Genomic DNA, 16,803 nt, shown 5'->3' with positions numbered 1-16,803 from the left:
AGTGTTACAAACAACTCCAAAAAAGATTTTCGGCCCGGTCACTGACGCGCCCCGATCGCGTCCGCGGGCCGCTGCCGGAGGACGAGCCTGGCCGGGATCGCGGTGGCGGCCAGCGCCAGGATCGCCGCGACGGCGACCACCGCCAGGTAGGTGAACGGCGGAACGTACGGCACGGCCGACCCGGTCATGCCCGCACTGAACGCCGACAGCGTGACCAGCGAGATCCCGGTTCCGAGGACCACGGCGACCACGACCGCCGTGAGCGTCTCCAGCCTCAGCATGCGCAGCACCTGGCGGCGGGTGGTGCCGACCAGGCGGAGCAGCGCGAGCTCACGCGACCTGTCCGACGTCGACATCGCCAGGGTGTTGACCACGGCGATCGCGGTGAACGCGATGATCAGGCCCATGGCCACGTAGTTGACCTCGGCGTTGGGCGCGGCCGTTTCCACCGCCTGAGCCTGGTCGAGCACGGCGGCCCCCGGAACGGCCGCGGTGATCGCGGCCCGCGGGAGGGTGGGAGCGGAGACGAGCAGGGTGCCGAGCGCGTCGTCCACGTGCGGTGCGACCAGCGCGTGGGAGAGCGTGAGGTCGCCGTATCCCAGACCCCTGGCATAGATCGCCACGACGGTCGGCGTCATGGGCGTTCCGTCGCCCAGGGTGAGGGGGATCCGCCCGCCCACCGCGACGCCCAGGCGTGCGGCCGCGGTCTCGCTCACCGCGACGCCGTCCTGGCCGAGGTCCCTGAGCGAGCCCGCCACCACACCCAGGTCGACGGTCCGGTCCAGCCCTTCCGGGGTGACCGCCTGCGCGCCGTACTTCTCCAGGCCGACCCGCACCGACGTGCGCAGCACCTCGGTGACCGCGAGCACACCGGGCGTCTCGCGCAGCGCCTGCGCGGCGGACCCCGGGAGGTGGGGGCCGAGGACGTAGTCGGCGCGGCCCCCGGCTGCGGCCTCCCGCTCGGCGGCGTGCCCCATCGTGGTCTGGACGAACAGGATCGTGCAGGTCATCGCCGTCAGCAGGGTGAGCGGCGTGATGACGGACGCCAGTCGCCTGGACCCGGTTCGCAGGTTCGCGGCGGCCAGGTGGCCGCCGACTCTGGAAAGACGCAACGGCACGCCGAGCAGACCGGTCGCGGCTCGGGCGACGACCGGGCCGAGCAGCGCCACGGCGGTCGTCCAGACCAGTGCGGTGAGCATGGTCACCGGACTCGACGCGGCCTCCACCGACAACGCCGACAACACGATGGTCAGCGCCACGCCGCCGCCCACACAGACCAGACCGGCGATCATCCGCCCCCAGGACGGCCTGGTCCCCGGCAGGGCCGCCTCACCGAGCGCCTCAACGGGGCGGATCCTGGCGGCCCTGCGGGCCGAGAGCCTGGCCGCCGCCCAGGCGGCGAACATGGTGGCCAGCAGTGCCGCCAGCGTGGGGAACGGGCTGACCACAAGCCGCAGGTGCTCAGGCATGGCGCCCAGCGCGACGAACCTGTCGCGCAGCCAGAAGCCCAGCCCGATGCCCGCGACGGAGCCGGCCGACCCGGCGAGGGCGGCGACCAGGAGTGCCTCGCCTCCGAGCATCCGGCCCACCTGCCGGGGGGTGGCCGCGACGGCCCGCAACAGGGCGATCTCCCTCTCGCGCTGCTGGATGGACAGGGCGAACGTGCCCACCACCACGAGGATGGCGACCAGCAGCGACGTGCCGCCCAGGGCTCCGCCGAGGCTGATCAGGCGCACCCGCGCCTGCTCCGCGTCGGGGAACTCGATGGTGCCGCGGTCGTCGCCTGTTTGGGCGAAGGCCCGGGCGGCCTTCAGCACGGCCGACGCGTTCGACGCCACGGCGGAGGCCTCCCCTCGCGGAAAGACGCCGATGGCGCTCACCTGGCCGGGCCGTCCGGCCAGGCGGCGCGCCTCAGCGGTGCTGAAGAAGAGCGTGTCCTGGCTGGGCAGGGACTGCGCGGTGACGCCGGTCACCCGGTAGGTCCGCGCGCCCGCGGCGGTCACCGCGTCCAGCCGAGCGCCGACGGCGAGGCCGGAGCGGGCGTCCACGACCACCTCGTCGGCGGCCGCCGGGGCGCTTCCGGCACGCAGTGTGAACGGCGTGAGCCCCGCCGACTCCCACCCGTGCCCACTCGCCCGGCCGTTCCCGACGTAGACCGGGAAGGTCACCTCACTGATCACCTTGGTGACACCGGCGACCTCGCCCAACGCCGTGGCGAGCGATGCGGGCAGCCAGGCGTGCTCGGCGTGCGGCTTGGCCTTGGTCTTCGACTTGCCGCCGGACTTCTGGACGGTCTGCCGGACGAACTGGTCGCCCGCCACGATCACCGGCGTGCCGGCGTAGCGCTCGGGGGCGACCTCGCCGCGCAACCCGGTCTCCAGCAACATCCCGCAGGCGCAGACCAGCATGGCGGCGCACAGCAGGGCGACGAACGAGCCCGCGAATCCGGCCTTGCGGTGCCGCAGGGTCCTGAGAGCGAATCCGATCATCAGTTCCACGCTCCCAGCCGGGTCATCCGCTCGGCGACCTTCTCCGAGGTCGGGTCCGTCATCTCGTCCACGATCCGGCCGTCGGCCAGGAACAGGATCGTGTCCGCGTACGACGCCGCCACCGGGTCGTGCGTCACCATGACGACCGTCTGGCCCATCCCGTCGACGACCTGGCGCAGCAGTACGAGCACGTCACGGGCGGTCATGGTGTCGAGCGCGCCGGTCGGCTCGTCGCCGAACACCACCTCCGGCCTGGTGACCAGCGCACGGGCGATGGCCACGCGCTGCTGCTGCCCGCCCGACAGCTGCGCCGGGCGGTGACCGGTGCGGCCGGCGAGGCCCACCCGTTCGACGATCTCCTTCAGCCACGCCCGGTCCACGGTGACGCCGGCCAGCCGCAGGGGAAGCGTGATGTTCTCGACCACTGTCAGCGACGAGACCAGGTTGAACGCCTGGAACACGAATCCGACGCGGCGTCTGCGCAGCTCGGTCAGCCGCGTCTCGTTCATGCCTGCGAGCTCTGTACCGCCGAGCCGTACGGATCCGGAGGTGGGCGTGTCCAGCCCGGCGGCGCAGTGCAGGAGTGTGCTCTTGCCCGATCCGGAGGGGCCCATCACCGCCGTGAAACTGCCTCCCGGGATACCTGCCGACACCTCTCGCAGGGCGGCGACCGCGCCCTGTCCCTTGCCGTAGACCTTGCTCACCGCGTCCAAAGAAACCACGTCTGTCATGGCTTCCACCCTGCTGACCTGTGTGAGGACGAGCCAGGGACACGATCACCGATGCACCATGACGTCATCATGAATCGGACACTGATAGACATTCCCCTGTGATTCATGTGCTTCTGGCGGAGGATCAGCACATCATCAGGGGCGCCCTGGTCGCGTTGCTCGGTCTCGAACCCGACCTGGAGGTCGTCGACTCGGTCGAGTCGGGCGACGCCGTCGTCCCCGCGGCCCTGGTGCACCGTCCCGACGTCGCGGTGCTCGACATCGACATGCCCGGCACGCTGGACGGCCTGGGCGCCGCGGCAGAGCTGCGCGCGAAGCTGCCCGGCTGCCGTGTGCTCATGCTGACCGGCTACGGCAAGCCGGGGCATCTGCGCAGGGCGCTCAGTGCGCAGGTGGACGGCTTCCTGCTCAAGACGGCGGCACCCGAGCGGCTGGTGGAGGCGATCCGCGAGGTGGCGGCGGGCAGGCGGGTGCTCGACCCGTCGCTGGCGCTCACCGCATGGGACCTGGCCGACAACCCGCTGACCCCGCGCGAGGCGGACGTGCTCCGTCTGGTGGCCGAGGGCGCGGAGGCCACCGAGATAGCCGGGCGGCTCTTCCTCAGTGCGGGGACCGTTCGCAACTACCTCACCACGATCGTCGGCAAGCTCAACGCCCGCAACCGCACGGACGCGGTCCGCATCGCGACCGAGGCCGGCTGGATCTAGCCCGGCCCGCCGACGACCACGGGACCGCCCACGCATGACACGGGAGCCCAGGCGTCGAGTTCGAACCAGCCGTCGTCCGCTCCGGTCGTAAGCGTTCCCCCCAAGGCGGCGAGGCGGACGGTGAGGTTGCCGATCCCGGACGAGCCTCGTCCGCGGGCGGCCGGACGCGCCCCGTCGTTGCGGACCCGGAGCCATACCCCCCCGTCCGCCTGCATGGTCGAGATCCGGCAGAAACCGGCGGTGCTGTGCCTCAGCACGTTGGTCACCGCCTCGCGCAACACCACACCGAGCACGTACTCCACCTCGGCGGGAAGCTCCTGCTCCACGAGGTCGACCTCGGTCTCGATGCCCGCGGCCGACAACACCGACCGCGCCGAACGCGCCTCCGCGTCCAGTGACATTCCCTGCGCCTCACCCGACACGGCACGCATGTCCGCCTCGGCCCGCTCCGCCATGACCAGCACGTCCTCCAACTCGGCTCGGGCCCGCACCGGGTCCAGGCGACGCGCCAGCTCGCATTTGAGCAGGATCGCGGCGAGGCTGTGCCCGAGCAGGTCGTGCAGGTCGCGGGCGGCGCGCAGGCGTTCCTCGACGACCGCCGCACGAGCGAGCTCACGCCGTACGGCCTGCAGTTCCCTCACCTGCCGGGCCAGACGGATCAGGCCGTAGACGACGAGACCGGTCACCAGCGTGCTCACGGTGTAGTTGAGCGTCATCGCGAGCGGCAGGCCGAGCCGTACCGCGATCAACGCGGTGCTCGCCATCACGCACGCGACCAGCGGCCAGGCCACCGCCCATGGGAAGACGAGCAGCAGGGGGCCCGCGAGGAACCCGGCCACGCCGAGCCACGCGCGGCCGAACGCGAGGATCGGCAGGTAGGTGAGCAGCGCCATCAGTGCCAGTGCCACCATGTGACGCCCGTCGACCGACCTGAGCTGCACGACGAGGATGACCACGAGGCAGACGGCCGCGGCGAGGATCCCGGCGCCCGGGACGATGAGCAGCGCCTTGACCGAGAAGCCCACCAGCACCGCGGCCAGCAGGGCGACGGAGAGCACGTATGCTCCCCGCTCCTCGGCGGCCTCCACCGGCCGCCGGACCTCGGGGACCACGGCCTCGACGACCAGCCGGCCCTCGGGAGTGAGCCCGGTGGACAGGGTGCCGCCCACCGCGGCGATCCGGCCGGGCAGGTCGCCGAAGCCCTCGTCCTCGGCGGTCCTGGCGTCGTCGCTGACGACGCGGAGCCGTACCGTCCCTCCGGCGGACACGACCTCGATCGCACAGGTGCGCGCCATGGCCCGCCGAAGGATCTCGGTCACCGCCTCGCGCAGCACCGTGGCGAGCAGTGCCCCCGTGGGGCCCACCGGCTCGACGTCGCCCACTCGCACGTCCGTCGTCACCCCTGCGGCCGTCAGCATCGCGCGGGCGGTGGCGACCTCCGGCGCCAGCGACGTCGCGCGGTAGCTCGCGGCGGCGTTCCTGGCGTCGGCGAGGAAGGCGCGAGCGGCCCCCGTGATCTCGCCGAGCACCTCTCCCGCGCGGCCCGGGTCCGCGAGAGCCAGCCGCACGCCCTTGGTGATCTCAACGAGTCCGTTGCCCAGGCCCTGGCTGAGCTCCGCGGAGATCCGCAGCCGCTCCTCCGCCACCGCGGCCATCGCCAGGGCCATCCGCGCGGCGTGCACCTCGTCGACCCGCTCGGTGAGCCTGGTCAGGCCGTAGATCACCAGACTGATCAGCACCATGCTGATCGCCGAATCGGCCGGCCCGATCAGCACGGCGCCGACCGCGACCGGCACGGCGAGCGGCCACCACGCGGTGAGCAGCAGGGACCCGCCCAGGAAGCCGGCGATCCCGACGGAGGTGCCGAAACCGAGCGTCGCGGTGTAGACGACCACAGCCTGTACGGCGAGCAGCCACCACCCTCGCGACTTCCGCAGGCCGGGGAACACGTAGATGAGCTGGAGCCCGAACACCACGATCGCCAGCGGCGATCCGGCAAGGACGTAGACACCCGCGAATCCGGCCAGCACGACGGTGACGATGCCCCGCGCAAGGGCGGGCTGCCGATCTCCCCGAATTCGCATACCAGGACGAAATCCTAGTGCTCCGCCCTGTTCCGAGACGGTTCCCCCGGGCGGGGCGGCGGCCGGACGCGGGACCCTTGGGCGCGAGGCGAGGGCGGGGCGGCGACCGGACGCGGGATTGTCCGTGCACCTCGCATGACTCGCTAGCCTGAGGCGCGATGAACCGTTTGACGACGTCGAGGGGCGAACTCGAGCTCGCCCGCTTCCCCGAGGATCCCCGCGACCCGCTGCGCGCGTGGGACGCCGCCGACGAGTACCTGCTGCGGCACCTCGACGGGATCGACCGCGAACCCGCCGACCTGTCGGGCACCGTGGTCGTCCTGGGCGACCGGTGGGGCGCCCTGGTCGCCGCGCTCGCCGATCATCGCCCCACGCAGGTCACCGACTCCTTCCTCGCCCAGGAGGCGACCCGGGCGAACCTGGAGCGCAACGGCGTCGACGCGGACGCGGTACGGCTCCTGACGACCCGGGACACTCCCCCGGACCGGATCGACGTGCTGCTGATCCGGGTGCCCAAGAGCCTCGCGCTCCTGGAGGACCAGTTGCACCGCCTCGCACCCCACGTGCACGCGGACACGGTCGTCGTCGGCGCGGGAATGGTCACCGAGATCCACACGTCGACGTTGCGGTTGTTCGAGCGGATCCTCGGGCCGACCAGGACGTCGCTGGCGGCGAAGAAGGCCCGGCTCATCTTCTGCTCCCCTGATCCGATGCTCGCCAGGGACGCCGACCCGTGGCCGCGAAGCTACGCGCTCCCCACGGGAATCGGACCGGCCTCGGGCCTGACCGTCGTCAACCACGCGGGCATCTTCTGCGCCGACCGCCTCGACGTCGGCACCCGCTTCTTCCTGCGGAACCTCCCGCACCGCAGCGGCCGGGAGCGCGTCGTGGACCTGGGCTGCGGCAACGGAGTGCTCGGGATGGCGGCGGCACTGGACAACGGAGAGGCCGAGGTGGTCTTCGTCGACGAGTCCTACCAGGCGCTGGCGTCCGCGGAGGCCACGTGCCGGGCCAACCTCGACGCCCCGATGGAGTTCCTCGCGGGCGACGGCCTGGCGGGCGTTCCTGCCGGATCGGTGGACCTGGTGCTGAACAATCCGCCGTTCCACACGCATCGGGCGACGACCGACGCGACGGCCTGGCGCATGTTCAACGGTGCACGGGCCGCGTTGCGCCGAGGTGGGGAGCTGTGGGTGGTCGGCAACCGGCACCTTGGCTACCACGCGAAACTCCGCCGGCTCTTCGGCAACTGCGAGGTCGCCGCGAGCGACCCGAAGTTCGTCGTGCTGCGGGCCGTAAAACGCTGAGGCGACGCTTCGACCTTACGACACCCAGGGAGTGCGGCAGGAAATCCGCGTATTACCTGATTCTCCCATTCAACTCGTGGCGGCTATCATTCCGGGACGCTCGTGAGCAGGCGTCAGCACACCATGCCGGACATGGGATCGGCACGGTCCAGCGGTATACGGAGAGACCACGTTGATGAGCAAGATCCGATCGCGCTGGATCCAGGCATTGTCGGCCGTGGTCGTCCTGCTCGTCGCGGCCGTCGCCGGCTGGACCGCCCGCGCGGTCACGGACGACGATCCGTCGGCGATCGCGCTGCCGCCGGCGCCGGAAACCTCCCTGACGATTGTCACCATCGGATTCGACGACGGCGACGCCGATCAGATGCAGACGCTGCCGATGCTTCGCGCGCATGGATTCCCGGCCACTTACTACATCAACAGCGGCACCATCGGCAAGAAGGGCTCCATGACGTGGAAGCAGGTCGCCGAGGTGGCGGCGGCCGGCCACGAGATCGGCGGGCACACCCTGAATCACGCCCGGCTCGCCGGCATGGACCGAACGAAACTTCACCAGGAGATCTGCGACGATCGCGTCGCCCTCTTCGACAAGGGCTACGCCCCGGTTTCTTTCGCCTACCCGTTCGGCTCGTTCGACGACGCCGCGACCGCGGCCGCCAGCGCGTGCGGGTACAACAGCGCGCGGTTGGTGGGGGGTGTGGACGACAAGACGACGTTCGCGGAGACCATCCCGCCCCGGACGCCCGCCCGTCTGAGGGCTCACAGCACGAACTACCCGCCGAAGGAAGTCCTGGGTCAGATCAAGGCCGGCATCACGGCCGCGCAGAGCCACGGCGGGGGCTGGTACAACATCTACCTCCATCACATCTGCGACACCTGCCCCTCATACTCGATGCCGCCTTCGGATTTCGCCGACCTGCTGACGTGGCTACGCAAGCGCGTGGACGACGGGTCGATCATCATCCGTACGACAGGGCAGGTCATCGGTGGTCCGGTGCACCCGCCGATCAGTGCGGCCGCGCTGGAGGCCGCCGCCCCTCGTTAGTGGACGGTCCGCGGGCCTTCGCCTCGTCCGCTTCTCCCCGGATTCCCACCCGGCGGATGCGGAGGAAGCTCCGTTATCGTGGTCCGCGCACTTGTGATGCCGTTGGACGGACCGATCAAATGGAGACCACGATGACCGACCGAGCGGATCAGACGATCAAGGTCCTGCGTTCCGAGCTCGACGAGCTCGCCGCGCTGGTCGGCGGCTTCGGCGCCGACGACCTCGCCCGTCAGTCCGGAGCCGCGGAATGGGACGTCTCCCAGGTGCTGAGCCACCTGGGCAGCGGCGCGGAGATCAGCCTCGCCGCCCTTGAGGGAGCGTTGCAGGGCACCGGATCTCCGAACTTCGAGTTCATCCAGGGCGTGTGGGCGCGGTGGGACGCCATGTCGCGCGCCCAGCGGGCCGAGGAGGTCGTCACCGCGAACGAGGCGCTGGTGCGCCGCTTCGAGGGCCTGGACCCGAAGACCAGGGAAGACCTGCAGGTCGAGCTCTGGTTCCCGGCCCCGCCCGTGGACGTCGCCGGGTACGCGGGCATGCGGCTCAGTGAGTTCGCCCACCACACCTGGGACGTCAAGGTGGCGTTCGACCCGGCGGCGACGCTGGACCCGGAGGCCCTCGACCTGCTGATCGCCGGCGGCGACGCCTTCGTCGGTTTCCTCGGCAAGCCGGAAGGGCTCGGCGGCCGCCAGGCGACCGTGGCCGTGCACGTCACCGCTCCGGAGCGGTCCTTCGGCCTCGACATCCGGGAGGCCGTGGCCGTCGTCGACGTTCCGTCCGAGCCGGACGCCGTCCTGACCGCCCCCGCGGAGTGGTGGCTGCGCCTGGTCTCGGGCCGTCATGCCCCGGAGCACACCCCGGTCACCGTGGAGATCACCGGAGACGCGGTCACCCTGGACGACCTGCGCCGGATCTTCCCCGGGTTCTGACCGACGGTCCGGCCCGGCGGGTCGCCTCATGCCGAGTGGCCGGCCGAAGACGTGGCCGCCCGGCCCGGCGGGTCGCCTCATGCCGCGTGGCTGGAGATCAGCCGGGCCAGCACGACCGCGTGACTGATGTCGAGCGCCTTGACCGCGGTCAGCAGCGTCAGCGTTCCCCGGCGACTGCGCTCGGTGAGCTCGGCCAGCGCGGCGACCCGCTCAGGATCGTCGAGTTCGTCGCGGTATCTGCTGACGAACTCGTCGAAGCGGGCGGGATCGTGTCCGTACCAGATGCGCAGTTCCGTGGACGGCGCGATCTGCTTGCACCAGTCGTCGAGCGCGGCGGCGTCCTTGGCCAGCCCGCGCGGCCACAGCCGGTCCACGAGCACCCGCGCTCCGTCCTCCGGCTCGGGTCCGTCGTACACCCGCGCCACCCGCACGCCCGGGGACACCTCCACCCGATGATCGTCCGGCATCGCACGCTCACCCCCTGACAAGCCGGGACCGGGACGCGATCACAGGCCGTACCCCTCCAGGAGGTTGAGCCAGACCTCGCTCACGGTCGGGAACGACGGCACGGCATGCCACAGCACGTCGATCGGGACCTCGGCGTTCACCGCGATGGTGGCCGAGTGGAGGAGGTCGACGACCGCGGGGGCGACGAAGGTGACGCCGAGGAGCACGCGGCGGTCCTCGTCGACGACCATCTTCGCCCTTCCGGTGTAGTTCTCGGCCATGAGGTAGGCCCCCTCGACCGCGCTCATGTCGTATTCGACGGTGCGCACGGTGAAGCCGTCGGCGCGGGCCTGGGACTCCGTGCGCCCGACCACGCAGACCTCGGGGTCGGTGAAGATGACCTGCGGGGCACCACGATAGTCGGCGGAGTCACGGTGCGACGGCAGGTCGTCGGGCAGCCCCCCGGCACGGGCGGCGATCACGTCACCGCACACCCGGGCCTGGTATTTGCCCATGTGCGTGAGCATGTTGAGGCCGTTGACGTCACCGATGGCGTAAAGCCATCCGTCGGGGAGCCCCGTCGCCCGCATGCTCGCGTCGACCGCGATCGGACCGTTCGCCTCGAGCCCGATCGTCTCCAGGCCGATGTCCCCCACGTTCACCCGGCGGCCGGTGGCGACGAGGATCTCGTCGGCCTCGATCGTCGAGCCGTCGTCGAGGTGGACGGTCACCGGATCGTCCGGCGTCGGGCGCTCGACGCGGGTGGGCGAGCGGCCGAAGCGCACGTCGATGCCCGACTCCTGGAACGACTTCGCCAGCAGGTCGCCCGCGAAGGGCTCGGTCCGGCCGAGCAGCCGGTCGCCCCGCACGAGCAGGGTCGTCTCCTGGGCGCCGAGGGCGTGCAGGGCCTGTGACATCTCGCAGCCGACGACTCCGCCGCCGATCACGACCAGCCGTTTCGGGACCTGCTGGACGCTGGTCGCCTCCCGGTTCGTCCAAGGACGCGCCTCCCGGAGGCCGGGCACATCGGGGATCAGGGGGTCGCTGCCCGTCGCCACGATGACGGCGTGGCGGGCCCCCAGCGTCCGGACGCCGCCGTCCGGCGTCGTCACCTCCGCACGCAGCGGACCCGCCAGGCGACCGTGGCCCCGGACGAACGTCGCGGGGACGTTCCCGATCCAGCTCACCTGGCCGCCGTCGTCGAAGCCGGAGACGGTCTCGTCGCGGCGGGCCAGCACCGCGGCGGTGTCGATCGGCCCGCGCAAGGCCAGTCCCGGCATCCGGCTCACCTCGGCCGACAACCCCATGGGCCGCAGCAGCGCCTTACTCGGGATGCACGCGTAGTAGGCGCACTCGCCGCCGGCCAGGCGCCTTTCGACGACGGCCGCGCTCAGACCACCCCGTACGGCACGTGCCGCGGCGATCTCCCCCACCGGTCCCGCACCTATCACGATCACGTCGAAGACGTCGTCCGCCATGGAACCTGCACCCCCCGATGTCGCAGGTCACACCGCCGCGTTACTGACATATCGGGTCAGTCTTTCATCCCCCGTGGCGGCAGAGCGGAAAGGAACGGACAGCTAAGCATCACGGATGAATTCCCGACGCGTCGCCCCTCGACGACGCGATTCGCGTATCGGCATATTTCTATAAAAATCTTCATTAAGCGGACCACCGCCCGGGCTGGCGTGATCGGCGTCACACTTCTGGCTGTTCGGACGGCGAGTCGATCGAGATCCCCCACGTGTCCGTCATTCCGGAAGACGTGGCTTCTCCGCCATCACGCACTTTTCGGTGCCTGACGACGCCACCGGATTTCTTCCCTTCTGGTGCGTCACGCACAAAAAGGTGCGGCGGCGCCGAGGGGAATTCGAGCCGGACCGGCGTGTTCCCGGTGAGGTCAAACAGTTGTCGTGAAACCGGGAAACCGTTCTTTTGAGTACGTCAGATCTCGCAGCAACGCACGCCGTCGACACGCCACCACGCCGTCACCCTTCGGTACGCGCCTGGCTGGGGGTGATCTCGCTCGTGTTCGTCGTCAGCGGCATCACCGCGATCGCATCAGGGTTCTTCGCCCTCTTCGCCCGCCACGGCGTGTGATCCCCACCAATGAAAGGAATGCTCCCATGAGCCTCGTCATCCATCAGTACGCCTTCGGCGACGCCGGCACCTTCACCGCGGAACAGGAAACCGTCGGCGAGCCCGGGCCCGGCGAGGTGCGCCTGCGCCAGCGGGCCGTCGGCGTGAACTACATCGACCTGGCGTTCCGTTCCGGCGCCGTGGGCGGAGGCGGCTTCCCCGTCACCATCGGACTCGAAGCGGCCGGTGACGTGGAGGCCGTGGGCTCCGGCGTCACCGCCTTCAATGTGGGCGACCGCGTGACGTACACGTCGGCGCCCGGCGCCAACGCGGAGAAGCGGCTGATCCAGGCGTCGTCGCTGCTCCGCCTCCCCGACGGGATCACCTACGAACAGGGTGCGGCCATGACGGCCAAGGGCCTCACCGCCGGGGCGCTGATCACGAAGGCCTACCCGGTCGGCGAGGGAGACGTCATCCTGGTCCACGCCGCGGCGGGCGGAGTCGGGTCACTGTTGATCCGCTGGGCCAAGGCGGCAGGGGCCGTCGTCATCGGCACGGTCGGCTCCACGGCGAAGACCGCCGCAGCCGAGGCGAACGGCGCCGATCACGTCTACGCCCTGGATTCAGGCCAGGACGTCGTCGCCGAGATCCAGCGGATCACGGGCGGCAGAGGCGTGGACGCCGTGTTCGACGGCGTCGGGCGCGACACCGTCGGCCTCTCCCTCCGCGCGGTGACGGAGAACGGCACCGTCGTCCTGTTCGGCGCCTCCTCCGGCCAGCCCACCGTGGACGAAGAGCTGGTCTCCCGCAGGGGAATCACCCTGAGCCGGCCAAGCCTCGACTCGCTCGTGCCCGGTCACGACGAACGGCAGTCGCTGGCCGACGAACTGTTCGGGCTCGTCGTCTCCGGTGACCTCGGGGAGACGGTCGTCACCACGTATCCGCTCACGGACATCGCCCGCGCCCACCGCGATCTGGAGTCACGGCGCACCACGGGTTCACTGGTCCTGACGGTCTGAGCGGCGAAGACATCGATCCTGACAGGGCCGGGCTCAGCGTCGGGCGGCCCTGTTGGTTTCGATCTCCTGCTGGTGGTCCTGTGCCCAGGCGACCATTGAGAGGGCGCGGCAGAGAAAGCTCTCGCCCAGCGGCGTGAGTGCGTACTCGACGCGCGGCGGTGTCTCCGGATACGCCGTCCGGCTCACCATGCCGTCGCCCTCCAACGTTCGCAGCGTGACAGTGAGAATGCGGTGCGAGATTCCCGGAAGCGCGTTCATGAGCGCCGTGAAACGAAGGGGACCATGGGCCAGCTCGTCCAGGGCCCGCATCGACCACTTCTCACCCAGACGTCCGAAGAGGTCACGCACGAACGCGACACTGCTCTCCTTGGGATCGCATATGTCGCCGATCACATCCGGCAGTGACTTTTCCATGCTCACCAGCTTCCCCGGTGCCCGCAAAACGGCATTGGGAGCTACAAGCGGACGACCTTGGGTCGTATTCCCGCTGCACAGAGCACTGTTTCCGGCGCTGCGCTCGTGCCGCCGGACAACCGAGACCGCGCCGCCGCCCTGTCGGGCGAAGGGTCCCGCCGCGACGCGGGCCGAGGAGATGGTACGGATGTCCTCATGACGGAAGAGAAACGCGACGTCCGGCTGTTCTCCTACGGCACCCTGCAGGATCCCGCCGTGCAGACGGCCAACTTCGGCCGGCTGCTGGAGGGACGGCCTGACGCCCTGCCCGGCTATCGGACCTCCATCGTGGAGGTCACCGATCCCGATGTCGTCGCGGTCAGCGGGGCCGCCTGGCATCCGATCGTGACGGCCACGGGAGACCCGGCCGACCAGGTCCAGGGCACCGTGTTCGACATCTCCGCGTCGGAGTTGGCCGCGGCCGACGAATACGAGGTGTCGGACTACACCCGCATCCGGGTGATTCTGCTGTCCGGCCTCGACGCCTGGGTGTACGTGGAGGCTGAGCAGAGCGGCGAATGAGCCCGCGGGGCGAGACGCCGTACCCGATCTTGATCGGGAAATGCCCCGGGGAATCGGTGGTGTGCCGATTCCCCAGGGGTCACGCTGGTCAGCGGACGGTGACGGTCTTGGTGGTGGTGGCGGGAGCGCCGACGCCGTTGGTCGCCTTGAGGGTGAACGTGTAGGTGCCCTTGCGCGTGGCCGTCCCGGACAGGGTGCCTCCGGTGGCCAGCTTCAGGCCCGAGGGAAGCGTCCCGGAGGACAGAGTGACCTTCGGTGCAGGGTACCCGGTGGTCGTGAATCGGTAGATGTAGTACTTGCCGGCGTATGCGGTCGGTGTGGTGGTCGTGGTGAACTTCGCCGGGCCGTTGACGACGACGCTCTTGGTGCCTCTGGCGGTGGGGGCGGTGCCGCCTGTCGCTTGCAGGGTGAAGGTGTAGGCGCCCGCTTGGGTGGGTGTTCCGGACAGAGTGCCGCCGGCGGCCAGCTTCAGGCCCGGGGGGAGTGCCCCGGAGTGCAGGGCGACCTTCGCCGTGGAGTAGCCGCTCGCCGTGAATCGGTAGATGAAGTACTTACCGGTCTGCGCGACCGGCGGGGTGCCCGTGGTGAAACGGGCGTAGACGCCGGTGGCCGCCGCGGTGCTGGTGGTGCCGTGGGTGTTGGTGCCGGAAACGGTGCAGGTCACCTTGTGACCGACATCGCCCGCCACCGGTGTGTAGGTGGAGGCGGTCGCCCCCGAGATCGTGGTCGTGTCCCGTGACCAGCTGTATTTCACCGAGGAGGCGGCGAGGAAGGTGCCCTTGCAGGTCAGCTTGTCTCCGACGACAAGGGAACCGGTGATCGCCGCCTTGGCCGTCACCACCGGCGGACCCACCTTCGCCAGCGTGTGAATGGCGCCGGCCGAGACCTGGGTCACCGAACTCACCCCCGGCACGGTGATCGGCTTGTGCCGTTGCGTGGTGGTGCTGTCGCCGAGCTTCCCGTTCTCGTTCAAGCCCCAGGCCATCACGGTGCCGGTCGAGCGGAGCGCGAAACTGTCCTCGTTGCCCGCGCTGACCTGGGCGATATTGGTCACCCCTGGCACGGTGATCGGCTTGCGCCGTTGGGTGACGGTGCCGTCGCCGAGTTGCCCGGAGGCGTTGTTGCCCCAGGCCATCACGGTGCCGTCCGAGCGTAACGCCAGGTTGTGGTAGTCGCCGGCGGCGATGCGGGTCACCCCGGTCAGCCCGGCCACCTTCACGGGGGCATAGCGGTCGGTGGTGGTGCCGTCGCCGAGTTGCCCATCCGAATTGAAGCCCCAGGCCCGCATGGTGCCGTCCGACCGCAATGCCAGGCTGTGGTAATCGCCGGCGGCGATCCGGGTCACCCCGGTCAGCCCGGCCACCTTCACGGGAGCATGGCGGTCGGCGCCGGAGCCATCACCGAGGCCGCCCAAGCCGTTGAAGCCCCACGCCCATACGGTGCCGTCCGACCGCAACGCCAGGCTATGGAAGTCACCGGCGGCGATCTGGGTCACCCCGGTCAGCCCGGCCACCTTCACGGGACCGTAGCGGTCGGTGTCGCTGCCGTCGCCGAGTTGTCCATAGGTGTTGTAGCCCCACGCCCACACGGTGCCGTCCGACCGCAATGCCAAGCTGTAGTACTCGCCGGCCGCAACCTGCACAATGTCCGTCAGGCCATACACCCGTGCCGGCTCCAGCACTGGTCCTGACGGCCCCCCTCCCACCTCGCCGTTCCAGTTGCGGCCCCACGCCCACACGATGCCGTCCGACCGCAACGCCAGACTGTGGGCGTCGCCGGCGGCGACCTGCGTCACGTCACTGAGCCCATGCACAGCGGCCGGGGAGGGCCGGGTGGCCGGGTTGGTGTTTTTCGACCCGTTGCCCAACTGCCCCCAGACGTTGTTGCCCCATGCGTACGCGGACGAGGTGCCGCTGGAGGCCACCGCCGCCGCCGGGCCCGACACCGCCACGCCGATAGCGCTCACGGCCAGCACCAAACCCACCGCCACGGCAGGCACTCGAGCGCCCCGCCGCCAACCTCTCAGCCGCCCGCCCGCAGTTTCCGCGGAAACAGAGCCAGGCAAAGCCTCAGCCATCAGACCAGTCATCTAGTGCCCCTCGTGATCAACACAGCCATGGCGCTCGCTGCGGTTGTTCCTTCTCGTTTGGACCGGTCCGCCATTATGATCTATGCCGCCTTGGGACGATAAGCGGTTTATGTGGCTAATGAGTAAATTGTGATAATCGTCGACGTGCGGTCATTCCTCCGCCGGCTTCGCCAGCCTGCGGGCGATGCCGTCCAGGAGGAAGTCCAGCCCGAGAGCGAACTGTTCATCTGCGGTGAACCCGGTGGGCTGCGCGAGCCAGCCGGCGAGGTGCGGGACGCCTCCGTCCGCGACGGCCAGTCCATGAAGGGCCCTGATGGCGGCGACCAGTTTCGCGGTGTCGTCCAGGCCGTAGCGCCGGTCGAGGCGCGCCTCCTCGGCCTCCTGTAGCCCGCTGCCGAGGATGTGCCGGTCGACGAGCGCCGCGTAGGTCATCGCCGCGGCGACCGTCGCCCCCTCTCCTGTGAGCACGGTGAGCATGAACTCCAGACGGCGCATCATGTGCGGGCCCGCCGGGGGACGGGTGTGGACCAACTGCGCATACCAGGGATGCCTGTGCGTCATCCGCCGACTGTCCATGGCCAGGCCGTACAGGTCGGAACGCCAGTCGCCGCCGGGCCGTGCCGGCAGCGGGATCTCGGCGGTGGCCGCGTCGAGCATCAGGTCGACGAGACCTTCCTTGTTGTGCACGTAGCGGTACAGCGCCATCGGTGAGTAGTCCCCGAGCCGTACGGCTATCGCCTTCATCGTCATCGCACCCAGACCCGCCTCGTCGGCGAGGGCGATCGCGGCGGCCACGATCTCCTCCCTGCCGAGCGCGCGTTGTCGTGGCGGCGGTGGCGGCTGGGTCCAGATCAGCTGGATCGGCCCTGGGGTGGACTCACGCATGATCGGAGTATACGTTATAA

At 70.1% G+C, this 16,803-nt stretch carries 15 protein-coding genes; 6 read left to right on the top strand and 9 right to left on the bottom strand.

The window, feature by feature from the left end; genetic code table 11:
* Positions 1–38: 38 nt before the first annotated feature.
* Both Pmi06nite_RS29670 and Pmi06nite_RS29665 read right to left on the bottom strand, forming a co-directional pair.
* A complete protein-coding gene (locus Pmi06nite_RS29670; RefSeq protein WP_203956447.1) occupies positions 39–2,489 on the bottom strand; it encodes an ABC transporter permease in 2,451 nt (816 codons plus the stop codon).
* Positions 2,489–3,220 (bottom strand): ABC transporter ATP-binding protein, encoded by a 732-nt coding sequence (locus Pmi06nite_RS29665; RefSeq protein WP_203956446.1) that lies wholly within the window; start codon positions 3,218–3,220, stop codon positions 2,489–2,491. The genes Pmi06nite_RS29670 and Pmi06nite_RS29665 overlap by 1 nt, the downstream gene beginning before the upstream one ends.
* 98 nt (positions 3,221–3,318) lie before the next feature.
* Here Pmi06nite_RS29665 and Pmi06nite_RS29660 point away from each other — a divergent pair, with 98 nt between their 5' ends.
* On the top strand, positions 3,319–3,927 hold the full coding sequence (locus tag Pmi06nite_RS29660) for a response regulator transcription factor (RefSeq protein WP_203956445.1): 609 nt from the start codon (positions 3,319–3,321) through the stop codon (positions 3,925–3,927).
* On the opposite strand, the gene Pmi06nite_RS29655 is transcribed toward Pmi06nite_RS29660, so the two are convergent.
* On the bottom strand, positions 3,924–6,011 hold the full coding sequence (locus tag Pmi06nite_RS29655; RefSeq protein WP_203956444.1) for a sensor histidine kinase: 2,088 nt from the start codon (positions 6,009–6,011) through the stop codon (positions 3,924–3,926). The genes Pmi06nite_RS29660 and Pmi06nite_RS29655 overlap by 4 nt on opposite strands.
* Before the next feature lie 158 nt (positions 6,012–6,169).
* Here Pmi06nite_RS29655 and Pmi06nite_RS29650 point away from each other — a divergent pair, with 158 nt between their 5' ends.
* The 3 genes from Pmi06nite_RS29650 to Pmi06nite_RS29640 all read left to right on the top strand — a co-directional run bounded on the left by Pmi06nite_RS29650 (position 6,170) and on the right by Pmi06nite_RS29640 (position 9,289).
* Complete coding sequence (locus Pmi06nite_RS29650) at positions 6,170–7,318, top strand: methyltransferase (RefSeq protein WP_203956443.1); 1,149 nt, start codon at positions 6,170–6,172, stop codon at positions 7,316–7,318.
* Between the two features lie 175 nt (positions 7,319–7,493).
* Positions 7,494–8,363: a polysaccharide deacetylase family protein gene (locus tag Pmi06nite_RS29645; protein WP_203956442.1), complete on the top strand. Its 870-nt coding sequence runs from the start codon at positions 7,494–7,496 to the stop codon at positions 8,361–8,363.
* Positions 8,364–8,494: 131 nt separating this feature from the next.
* Entirely contained in the window at positions 8,495–9,289 is a 795-nt protein-coding gene (locus Pmi06nite_RS29640; protein WP_203956441.1) for a maleylpyruvate isomerase family mycothiol-dependent enzyme, read from the top strand.
* A gap of 77 nt (positions 9,290–9,366) precedes the next feature.
* On the opposite strand, the gene Pmi06nite_RS29635 is transcribed toward Pmi06nite_RS29640, so the two are convergent.
* From Pmi06nite_RS29635 to Pmi06nite_RS29625, 3 genes are all read right to left on the bottom strand, one after another.
* Positions 9,367–9,756, bottom strand: coding sequence for a DUF488 domain-containing protein (locus tag Pmi06nite_RS29635; RefSeq protein ID WP_203956440.1), 390 nt, complete (start codon positions 9,754–9,756; stop codon positions 9,367–9,369).
* A gap of 39 nt (positions 9,757–9,795) precedes the next feature.
* Complete coding sequence (locus Pmi06nite_RS29630; protein ID WP_203956439.1) at positions 9,796–11,214, bottom strand: dihydrolipoyl dehydrogenase family protein; 1,419 nt, start codon at positions 11,212–11,214, stop codon at positions 9,796–9,798.
* A gap of 510 nt (positions 11,215–11,724) precedes the next feature.
* Positions 11,725–11,880 (bottom strand): hypothetical protein, encoded by a 156-nt coding sequence (locus Pmi06nite_RS29625; protein WP_203956438.1) that lies wholly within the window; start codon positions 11,878–11,880, stop codon positions 11,725–11,727.
* Between Pmi06nite_RS29625 and Pmi06nite_RS29620 the strand changes: the two genes are divergently transcribed.
* On the top strand, positions 11,863–12,834 hold the full coding sequence (locus Pmi06nite_RS29620; RefSeq protein WP_203956437.1) for a quinone oxidoreductase family protein: 972 nt from the start codon (positions 11,863–11,865) through the stop codon (positions 12,832–12,834). The two genes, Pmi06nite_RS29625 and Pmi06nite_RS29620, sit on opposite strands and share 18 nt — an antisense overlap.
* Positions 12,835–12,867: 33 nt before the next feature.
* Here the strand turns inward: Pmi06nite_RS29620 and Pmi06nite_RS29615 are convergent, their stop codons facing one another.
* Entirely contained in the window at positions 12,868–13,248 is a 381-nt protein-coding gene (locus Pmi06nite_RS29615; RefSeq protein WP_203956436.1) for a winged helix-turn-helix transcriptional regulator, read from the bottom strand.
* A 195-nt stretch (positions 13,249–13,443) separates the two neighbouring features.
* On the opposite strand from Pmi06nite_RS29615, the gene Pmi06nite_RS29610 reads away from it, so the two are divergent.
* Entirely contained in the window at positions 13,444–13,809 is a 366-nt protein-coding gene (locus Pmi06nite_RS29610) for a gamma-glutamylcyclotransferase family protein (RefSeq protein WP_203956435.1), read from the top strand.
* A gap of 88 nt (positions 13,810–13,897) precedes the next feature.
* Here Pmi06nite_RS29610 and Pmi06nite_RS29605 read toward each other — a convergent pair whose 3' ends face one another.
* Both Pmi06nite_RS29605 and Pmi06nite_RS29600 read right to left on the bottom strand, forming a co-directional pair.
* Positions 13,898–15,799: an RCC1 domain-containing protein gene (locus Pmi06nite_RS29605; RefSeq protein ID WP_203956434.1), complete on the bottom strand. Its 1,902-nt coding sequence runs from the start codon at positions 15,797–15,799 to the stop codon at positions 13,898–13,900.
* A gap of 249 nt (positions 15,800–16,048) precedes the next feature.
* Positions 16,049–16,783, bottom strand: coding sequence for a TetR/AcrR family transcriptional regulator C-terminal domain-containing protein (locus Pmi06nite_RS29600; protein ID WP_203956433.1), 735 nt, complete (start codon positions 16,781–16,783; stop codon positions 16,049–16,051).
* Positions 16,784–16,803: the final 20 nt, after the last annotated feature.

The organism is Planotetraspora mira (assembly GCF_016863275.1).
In the GTDB taxonomy this organism is placed as follows: domain Bacteria; phylum Actinomycetota; class Actinomycetes; order Streptosporangiales; family Streptosporangiaceae; genus Planotetraspora; species Planotetraspora mira.
This window is presented reverse-complemented; position numbering and strand designations above follow the sequence as displayed.

Excerpts from the sequence above, each read along its gene's own strand:
- Pmi06nite_RS29670 (WP_203956447.1), bottom strand. The coding sequence starts at position 2,489 with ATGATCGGATTCGCTCTCAGGACCCTGCGGCACCGCAAGGCCGGATTC.
- Pmi06nite_RS29665 (WP_203956446.1), bottom strand. The coding sequence starts at position 3,220 with ATGACAGACGTGGTTTCTTTGGACGCGGTGAGCAAGGTCTACGGCAAG.
- Pmi06nite_RS29655 (WP_203956444.1), bottom strand. The coding sequence starts at position 6,011 with ATGCGAATTCGGGGAGATCGGCAGCCCGCCCTTGCGCGGGGCATCGTC.
- Pmi06nite_RS29650 (WP_203956443.1), top strand. The coding sequence starts at position 6,170 with ATGAACCGTTTGACGACGTCGAGGGGCGAACTCGAGCTCGCCCGCTTC.
- Pmi06nite_RS29645 (WP_203956442.1), top strand. The coding sequence starts at position 7,494 with ATGAGCAAGATCCGATCGCGCTGGATCCAGGCATTGTCGGCCGTGGTC.
- Pmi06nite_RS29640 (WP_203956441.1), top strand. The coding sequence starts at position 8,495 with ATGACCGACCGAGCGGATCAGACGATCAAGGTCCTGCGTTCCGAGCTC.
- Pmi06nite_RS29635 (WP_203956440.1), bottom strand. The coding sequence starts at position 9,756 with ATGCCGGACGATCATCGGGTGGAGGTGTCCCCGGGCGTGCGGGTGGCG.
- Pmi06nite_RS29630 (WP_203956439.1), bottom strand. The coding sequence starts at position 11,214 with ATGGCGGACGACGTCTTCGACGTGATCGTGATAGGTGCGGGACCGGTG.
- Pmi06nite_RS29620 (WP_203956437.1), top strand. The coding sequence starts at position 11,863 with ATGAGCCTCGTCATCCATCAGTACGCCTTCGGCGACGCCGGCACCTTC.
- Pmi06nite_RS29625 (WP_203956438.1), bottom strand. The coding sequence starts at position 11,880 with ATGGATGACGAGGCTCATGGGAGCATTCCTTTCATTGGTGGGGATCAC.
- Pmi06nite_RS29615 (WP_203956436.1), bottom strand. The coding sequence starts at position 13,248 with ATGGAAAAGTCACTGCCGGATGTGATCGGCGACATATGCGATCCCAAG.
- Pmi06nite_RS29610 (WP_203956435.1), top strand. The coding sequence starts at position 13,444 with ATGACGGAAGAGAAACGCGACGTCCGGCTGTTCTCCTACGGCACCCTG.
- Pmi06nite_RS29600 (WP_203956433.1), bottom strand. The coding sequence starts at position 16,783 with ATGCGTGAGTCCACCCCAGGGCCGATCCAGCTGATCTGGACCCAGCCG.